At 70.1% G+C, this 6,299-nt stretch carries 8 protein-coding genes; 4 read left to right on the top strand and 4 right to left on the bottom strand.

Features of this window, described 5'->3' with window-relative positions; translation table 11 throughout:
- Positions 1-157: 157 nt before the first annotated feature.
- From RSA25_RS17340 to RSA25_RS17325, 4 genes are all read right to left on the bottom strand, one after another.
- A complete protein-coding gene (locus RSA25_RS17340) occupies positions 158-709 on the bottom strand; it encodes a DUF4136 domain-containing protein (RefSeq protein WP_332810078.1) in 552 nt (183 codons plus the stop codon).
- Between the two features lie 128 nt (positions 710-837).
- Positions 838-1,224: a response regulator transcription factor gene (locus RSA25_RS17335; protein WP_332810077.1), complete on the bottom strand. Its 387-nt coding sequence runs from the start codon at positions 1,222-1,224 to the stop codon at positions 838-840.
- A 123-nt stretch (positions 1,225-1,347) separates the two neighbouring features.
- Positions 1,348-1,989, bottom strand: coding sequence for a response regulator transcription factor (locus RSA25_RS17330; protein WP_332810076.1), 642 nt, complete (start codon positions 1,987-1,989; stop codon positions 1,348-1,350).
- A gap of 129 nt (positions 1,990-2,118) precedes the next feature.
- Entirely contained in the window at positions 2,119-3,078 is a 960-nt protein-coding gene (locus RSA25_RS17325) for a helix-turn-helix domain-containing protein (protein ID WP_332810075.1), read from the bottom strand.
- 142 nt (positions 3,079-3,220) lie between these two features.
- Between RSA25_RS17325 and RSA25_RS17320 the strand changes: the two genes are divergently transcribed.
- The 4 genes from RSA25_RS17320 to RSA25_RS17305 all read left to right on the top strand — a co-directional run bounded on the left by RSA25_RS17320 (position 3,221) and on the right by RSA25_RS17305 (position 6,052).
- Positions 3,221-3,877: a hypothetical protein gene (locus RSA25_RS17320; RefSeq protein ID WP_332810074.1), complete on the top strand. Its 657-nt coding sequence runs from the start codon at positions 3,221-3,223 to the stop codon at positions 3,875-3,877.
- A complete protein-coding gene (locus RSA25_RS17315; protein WP_332810073.1) occupies positions 3,790-4,866 on the top strand; it encodes a sensor histidine kinase in 1,077 nt (358 codons plus the stop codon). Before RSA25_RS17320 ends, RSA25_RS17315 begins: the two co-directional genes overlap by 88 nt.
- Positions 4,867-4,951: 85 nt before the next feature.
- On the top strand, positions 4,952-5,347 hold the full coding sequence (locus tag RSA25_RS17310; RefSeq protein WP_332810072.1) for an OsmC family protein: 396 nt from the start codon (positions 4,952-4,954) through the stop codon (positions 5,345-5,347).
- Between the two features lie 195 nt (positions 5,348-5,542).
- Positions 5,543-6,052: a fasciclin domain-containing protein gene (locus tag RSA25_RS17305; protein WP_332810079.1), complete on the top strand. Its 510-nt coding sequence runs from the start codon at positions 5,543-5,545 to the stop codon at positions 6,050-6,052.
- Positions 6,053-6,299 lie beyond the last annotated feature (247 nt).

The raw sequence follows: 6,299 nt of genomic DNA, 5'->3' as shown, positions 1-6,299 counted from the left end.
GCTTACATGGACGTACTTGCAGCGTGTCCCGCACCCCCGCCCGTACCCGCCCCAACACGTAAGGCAACGCACTCGCGCACTTGCGCACTAGCGCTTAGGCCGCCGCGCCCCAACGCGCAACGCCAGCAATCAGACCTCGCGTTTGCAAACCACCCACTCAACGCGCCGCACCCGCTCCCGGCGGATACGCCGCGAAAATCTTGTCCAGCCCCGCCTCCACCGCCGCGTTCACCTTCGCCGGCGAATCCGGCACCGTCCCGCTCGCCGTCCCGCGCCAGATCGCCTGCTTCGTCTTTGCATCGAACATGTCCACCACCAGCGTCCCCACATCGTAGGTATGCACCGTCGTCGTCGCCTGGCCCATCCCCATTCCCATCCCGCCCCAACCACCGCGCCAGCCCCAGCCGCCCATCCCGCTCCCGGTGTAGAACGTGTCCAGGCTCTGCTTCTGCGCCGTGATCACATGCACCGCCAGCGCGATATCACCGCCCTGTGGCACCTCGCTCAACCCCTTCGCCTGCATCCGCGTGTTCACCCCCGCCACGATGCGCTGCTGCACCAGCGGCGATGCCGCCTTGGGCGTGATCGCCCACGAATACGTCTTGTAACCGCTGAAATTGGCGGTGTTGTCATAGTCCGTCTTGACCGTGGGCGATGCCGCACAGGCGACCAGCGCGCTGGCCAGCACGGCAATGGCGATTGCTTTCATGACTCAGGCTCCGTTGCAGGGTGGAATGCGCGGTGGCGCACGGGAATCCAGCTTCGCCGCCGGCCGGGGCCGCGCACATCCGGATTGGTACTGCGTCCGCGCCCAGTATTTCTACTGCGCCACCCGCCTCACGCCTGCAGCGAGCGCGACACGAATGCCCGGCCCGCCAACGCCGCGTGCACCGCCGGCAACAGATCGTCGCCCGCGTCCGCCTTCAGCACATAGCTGCATACCCCCAGCCCCATCGCCTGCCGCACCATCTGCGATTCGGCATGCACCGTGATGAATACCACACCCAGCACCGGCCGCTGCGCACGCAACCGGCGCGCCGCCTCCAGCCCACTCATCCCCGGCATCGCGATATCGGTCACCACCACGTCCGGCAGCATCGTCTGTGCCGCCTGCACCAGCGACTCACCGTCCTGCACCAGCCCGATCACCTCGAAATGCTCGCACAACAAGCCGCGAAGCTGGCGCCCCATCGCACACCCATCCTCGGCCAGCAGCACCCGCACCGCACTCATGGCTTGCGCCCGTTCACCGCGTGCGGCGATGGTGGGCGCCGGCTACCGGCCCCGGCAAGGGCAAAACAACCGGGCCCTGGCAAGTAAATCTACTTGCCGGCCACGCCGCGGCCCTCAGTGCCGGATCAGCCCTTCCTGCTCGGCCTTGCGCACCAGCTCCAGCGTGCCGTGCACGCCCAGCTCCTGCATGATCGCGTACTTGTGCGACTCGATCGTGCGCACCGACACCCCCAGCTCGTAGGCGATCTGCTTGGAGCGCAGGCCCAGCGACACGTATTCCAGGATGCGCAGCTGTTTTTCGGTGAGGCTGTAGGCAGGGCGCCCGGCGCAGACGATCGCGTTGGCCGCCAGCGTCGGGGTGACATAGGTCTGCCCGCTCATGATCCCGGCCAGCGCCCGCATCAGCTCATCACCGGCCGAACTCTTCAGGATGTAACCCCGTGCCCCGGCGCGGATCGCCTCGGCGGCCACGCTGGATTCGTCATGCATGGTCAGGAACACGACCGGCATCGCATAGCCCTCGCCATGCATCACGCGCATCGCCTCGATGCCGCTCATGCCGGGCATGCTGATGTCCGTCACTACCACGTCGGGCGGGTCGCGCCGTACCGAGCTCAGCAGCTGTTCCCCGGACCCCACCAGCTCGATGCTCTGGAAACTGTCGGCCAACAACCGTTCGATGCCCTGCGCGACCAGCGTGTGGTCATCGGCCACTACCACCCGGCGGAACTGCATCGGCACCGGACATGCACTCATGACGCCCATCGCGCTTGCTCCCTCGGCATCAACCCTCCCCTGATTGATCGGCGCGTCACCGGAGCTGGCCGGGCGCGCACCACGCGACCTTGCGAGCGCCGCCGTGACGGCCTTGTGAGGCACTGCCGGTCAGCCGCGCAGGGTCTGCCGCGGGCATTCCCCGAACACGTGCCGATAGGCCACCGAGAACCGGCCCAGGTGAGCGAACCCGTAGCGGGTGGCGATCTCGGTGACACTGTCTCCGCCGCGCGCGCGCAGCAGCGCACGGCGCGCCAGGTTGAGCCGCGCCAGCTGGTGCCAATGGCACGGTCCGTGCCCGTAGACGTCACGGAACACGCGCTCGAGCTGGCGCTCGCCCACGCCCAGCGCCTGGCCCAGGCCACGGCTGTCGAAGGGGCGATCGTGCTGCGTTGCCAGGTAGTACTCGGCCTGGCGCACCAGTGCATCGCGCTGGCGTTCCACCCCGGTGCCCACCGCCCGGCCGACCGGGCCACGGTCGCAGGCGGCCACCGCATCGATGAACAGCCCCAGCACCCGCTCGGCCTGCGCCAGCCCCGGCGGCCACGCGCGTGCGGCCGCCGCCGACAACGCGCCGGCCACCCCCTCGCGCAAGGCCTGCGCATCGGCCGGCGCGGCCTGGCGGCTGTACCAGCCGTGGGTGGGCAGGCACAGCTCGCGGCCCACCCGCTTCAGCGCGGCCCGCTGCAATGCCTCGCGCGCGATCAGCAGCACCGCCCACTGCCAGCCACCGGGGCGGGAGCGTGCGTTCACTTCACTGTCTTCGGCAAACACCATCACCTGTCCGGCCGCGATCCAGCGCCCGTTGACCCACATCGGCTGCGGACAGGACACCACCATCGCCAGCGCGATCACGCCCGGGCCAAAGCTGCCGTTGGCGAAGATCGGCAGCGTGTAGGCACCGCTGTCCAGGCTGAATTCGGCGAACACCAGCCGCTGCAGGCAGGCGCGGAAATGCCCGGCGCCGAGCAGGCGCTGCTCGAAGCGGGTATCGCGTACCACGCCCAGTAGCGCATCGGCGTCGAAGCCCTCCACGACCGAGCGGGTATACGGTGCCATCGGTTCGTCCATGCCAACTCCCTGGAGCAGGTCGGAAATCGGATAGCAGGCCAACAGGGGAAGTGCTTTGATCGGCGCGATTGTGCGGCCGTTGCACGACGGCGACAAGCGCCCCAGCCCTGCGGCACAACCCAGCCACGGTACAGAGACGTACATGGTCCAGGTGGTCAGCTCCGGCAAGCCGATCGATCCCGCGCCTGCGGACACCGCCCTCCCCCGCGCCAGCACTGCCCGCCCCCACCCCTCCACGCCAGCCTCACCGGACCTGCGCGGCCTCTTCACCTGCGCGGTGCCGCTGCTGGTCGGCTGCCTGGCCGGACAACTGCTGCCCACCCTCACCGCCGTGCCCGGGCTGCGCATGCACGCACTGTGGTTGCCCGGCCCGCTGCTGCTGGGCTGGCTGCTGTGCATGCCGCGCCCGCGCTGGCGCACCTGCCTGCTGGCCGCCGGCGCGGGCACCGTGCTGGGGGCGTTGCTGGTACCGACCGCCGTGCTGCCGCGCCTGCTGGCCAGCCTGGGCGAGATCGCCATGGTGGTCGCCGTGGCCGCGCTGCTGCAGCGCTGGCAGGAGGGGCGCGCGGCGCTGGAAGGCTATCGGGAGATCGCGCTGTTCCTGCTGCTGGCCTGCATCGGCCTGCCGCTGTGCAGCGCCGCCTGGCAGGCACTGGTCATCGCCAGCGGTGCCGGTGGCCTGCCCCACGGCACCTGGCGTGCCGCGGCGTTGTGCAGCAGCGTGAGCTATCTGCTGATCGTGCCGGCGGTGGTCAGCGTGGCGCGCCTGCTGCGCAGCCCGGAGCGGCGCCAGGGCTGACCCTGCTGGGCGCGCTGGCGCTGCTCTGGCAGGTGCGCTGGCCGCCGGGGGCGATCACCCCGCTGCTGGTGTTGGCCCCGATCCCGCTGCTGGTCTGGGCGCTGATCATGTTCGGGGTCAGCGGCGCCAGCCTGGGCATGCTCGCGGTGGCCGCACTGGGCATGCAGCTGGGCCTGGCGGGGCTGGGGCCGTTCGCCGGCGGCGTGCCGCCAGCGGACCTGGTGCCGGCGCAGGCATGGACGCTCGGCACCGGCTTTGCCTTGTTGTTCCTGGGCGCGCTGGCCGAGCAGAAGCTGTCCAGCCGCCTGCTGCTGCAGCACGCCTACCGCCGCCTGGGGGAAGTCACCGGGCGCATGTTGGTGGTGCAGGAGGAAGAACGCACGCGCATCGCGCGCGACCTGCACGATGACGTGAACCAGTCTTTGGCCGCCATCTCCATCCGGCTCAGCGCGCTGCGCAACCAGGTCGCGCCCGGCGCGCGCGCCTCGGTGGTCGAGCTGCAGGAACAGGTGCTGGCCGTGTCCAACGACGTCCGCTCGATCTCCCACGAGCTGCATCCCAGCATCCTGCGCTTCACCGGGCTGGCCAGCGCACTGGATGCGTTCTGCATCAAGCGCAACGCGCGCGGCACGCTGCGCCTGCGCTGTCGCATCGAAGACGCGCCGCGGCTGGGCGGCGAGCATGAGCTGAGCCTGTTCCGCATCGTGCAGGAAGCACTCAACAACGTGGACCGGCATGCGCACGCGCGGCTGGCCGAAGTCCTGCTGGCCGTGCGGCAGCAGCAGCTGGTGCTGCGCGTGGACGACGATGGCCGCGGCATGCCCGCCGCGGGCAGCCCTCCGTTGGCGCCGGGCCTGGGCATGATCAGCATGGAAGAACGCGCGCGCCTGCTCGGCGGCACGCTGCGGGTGGAGCGCAGCCCGCTGGGCGGCACCCGCGTGGAGGTGCGCGTGCCGCTCGATGCCCCGGCCGCCCGGCACGCGCCATGACGCTGCGTTGCACCGGCACGCGCGGCCACGCGGCCGCCGCCGTGCCATGCTGTGCGCCTTCTCCTCCGCAGCAAGGCATGGCGTCATGGCACAGGTCCAGATCGTTTCCGACGGCCCCGATTACCGCCACCAGATCCGCAGCGGCGATCATGTCGTGGTGGCCGACGAACCGGCCGCGCTCGGCGGCCAGGGCGCCGGCTTTGCACCGTTCGATCTCTACCTGGCGTCCCTGTCGGCCTGCACGGCGATCACCCTGCGCATGTATGCGGAGAAGAAAGGCTGGGCCCTGGGCGAGTTCCGCGCCGAACTGAGTTCCCGCCGCGACGACGCCGGCAAGCTGGTCGTGCATCGCGTGCTGCACGCCACTGGCCCGCTCACCGATGCGCAATGGCAGCGCCTGCTGGAGGTGGTGGAGAAGACCCCGGTCACCCTGGTCATGCGCGAGGGCGCCACGATCACCAGCGAGCGCGCAGCGGGCTGAGCGCCGCCCTCACCCGGGCATAACAAACGCGCGTGGTTTCCGCGCCGTGCATCCGCCCGCCCACTTCCCGCGTAGCTCCTGCTGCGTCATCTGGACGCTACTTTCGGGAAGAAGCACATGAACACCACCACGTTCTCCGGTCTGCTCCTGCTTGCCTGTCTCTCCACCGCGCCGCTGGCCCTGGCCCAGGCGCCGATGGCCGCGCACGACCACGCCATGATGGCCGCCAACCCGATGGTGGGCGGCGCGGCGATGTCCGCCAACAAGGACATCATCGACAATGCCGTCAACTCCAAGGACCACACCACGCTGGTCGCGGCAGTGAAGGCGGCCGGTCTGGTGGAAACGCTCAAGGGGCCGGGGCCGTTCACCGTGTTCGCGCCCACCAATGCCGCCTTTGCCGCGCTGCCCAAGGGCACGGTCGACGGCTTGCTCAAGCCGGAAAAGAAGGCCGACCTGACCAAGGTGCTCACCTATCACGTGGTGGCCGGCAACCTGGACAGTACCGCGCTGATGGCGCGGATCAAGCAGGGCGGCGGCAAGGCCAGCCTCACCACCGTGCAGGGTGAAGCGCTGACCGTGCGCCAGGCCGGCAAGGGCATCACCGTGACCGACAGCAAGGGCAATACCGCCCACGTGACCATTGCCGATGTGCGCCAGAGCAACGGCGTCATCCACGTGGTCGACAAGGTGCTGATGCCCTGACCGAAGGCGGGCCGGGCCAGGAAAGAATGACCTGGCCCGTCGTCCCGGGGATGCCGGGGGAGACATCCGGCCCGGGCAACGGGCCAGGTCAAGGCGGCTCCCGCTGCGCGAGGCGATGTGCGCCGCAGCGGGGAAGCAGTGGGAAGCAGACGCGCGCCCGCGCTCAACGCGGGGGCGCCCCCCCCGCAAACAAGACCCCCCCGTTAGGGGCGACGCAGGCGCTGTCCGCCGCGCGCGGGTGCAGCGT

The sequence above is a fragment of the Stenotrophomonas sp. genome, from assembly GCF_036662295.1.
In the GTDB taxonomy this organism is placed as follows: Bacteria; Pseudomonadota; Gammaproteobacteria; order Xanthomonadales; family Xanthomonadaceae; genus Stenotrophomonas.
The sequence above is the reverse complement of the archived record's forward strand: the minus strand, read 5'-3'. Positions and strand labels throughout refer to the sequence as shown.

What these genes read in the sequence shown, in the direction of transcription:
- RSA25_RS17325 (WP_332810075.1), bottom strand. Translation starts at nt 3,078, where the DNA reads ATGGACGAACCGATGGCACCGTATACCCGCTCGGTCGTGGAGGGCTTC.
- RSA25_RS17340 (WP_332810078.1), bottom strand. Translation starts at nt 709, where the DNA reads ATGAAAGCAATCGCCATTGCCGTGCTGGCCAGCGCGCTGGTCGCCTGT.
- RSA25_RS17305 (WP_332810079.1), top strand. Translation starts at nt 5,543, where the DNA reads ATGGCCGCGCACGACCACGCCATGATGGCCGCCAACCCGATGGTGGGC.
- RSA25_RS17320 (WP_332810074.1), top strand. Translation starts at nt 3,221, where the DNA reads ATGGTCCAGGTGGTCAGCTCCGGCAAGCCGATCGATCCCGCGCCTGCG.
- RSA25_RS17330 (WP_332810076.1), bottom strand. Translation starts at nt 1,989, where the DNA reads ATGAGTGCATGTCCGGTGCCGATGCAGTTCCGCCGGGTGGTAGTGGCC.
- RSA25_RS17310 (WP_332810072.1), top strand. Translation starts at nt 4,952, where the DNA reads ATGGCACAGGTCCAGATCGTTTCCGACGGCCCCGATTACCGCCACCAG.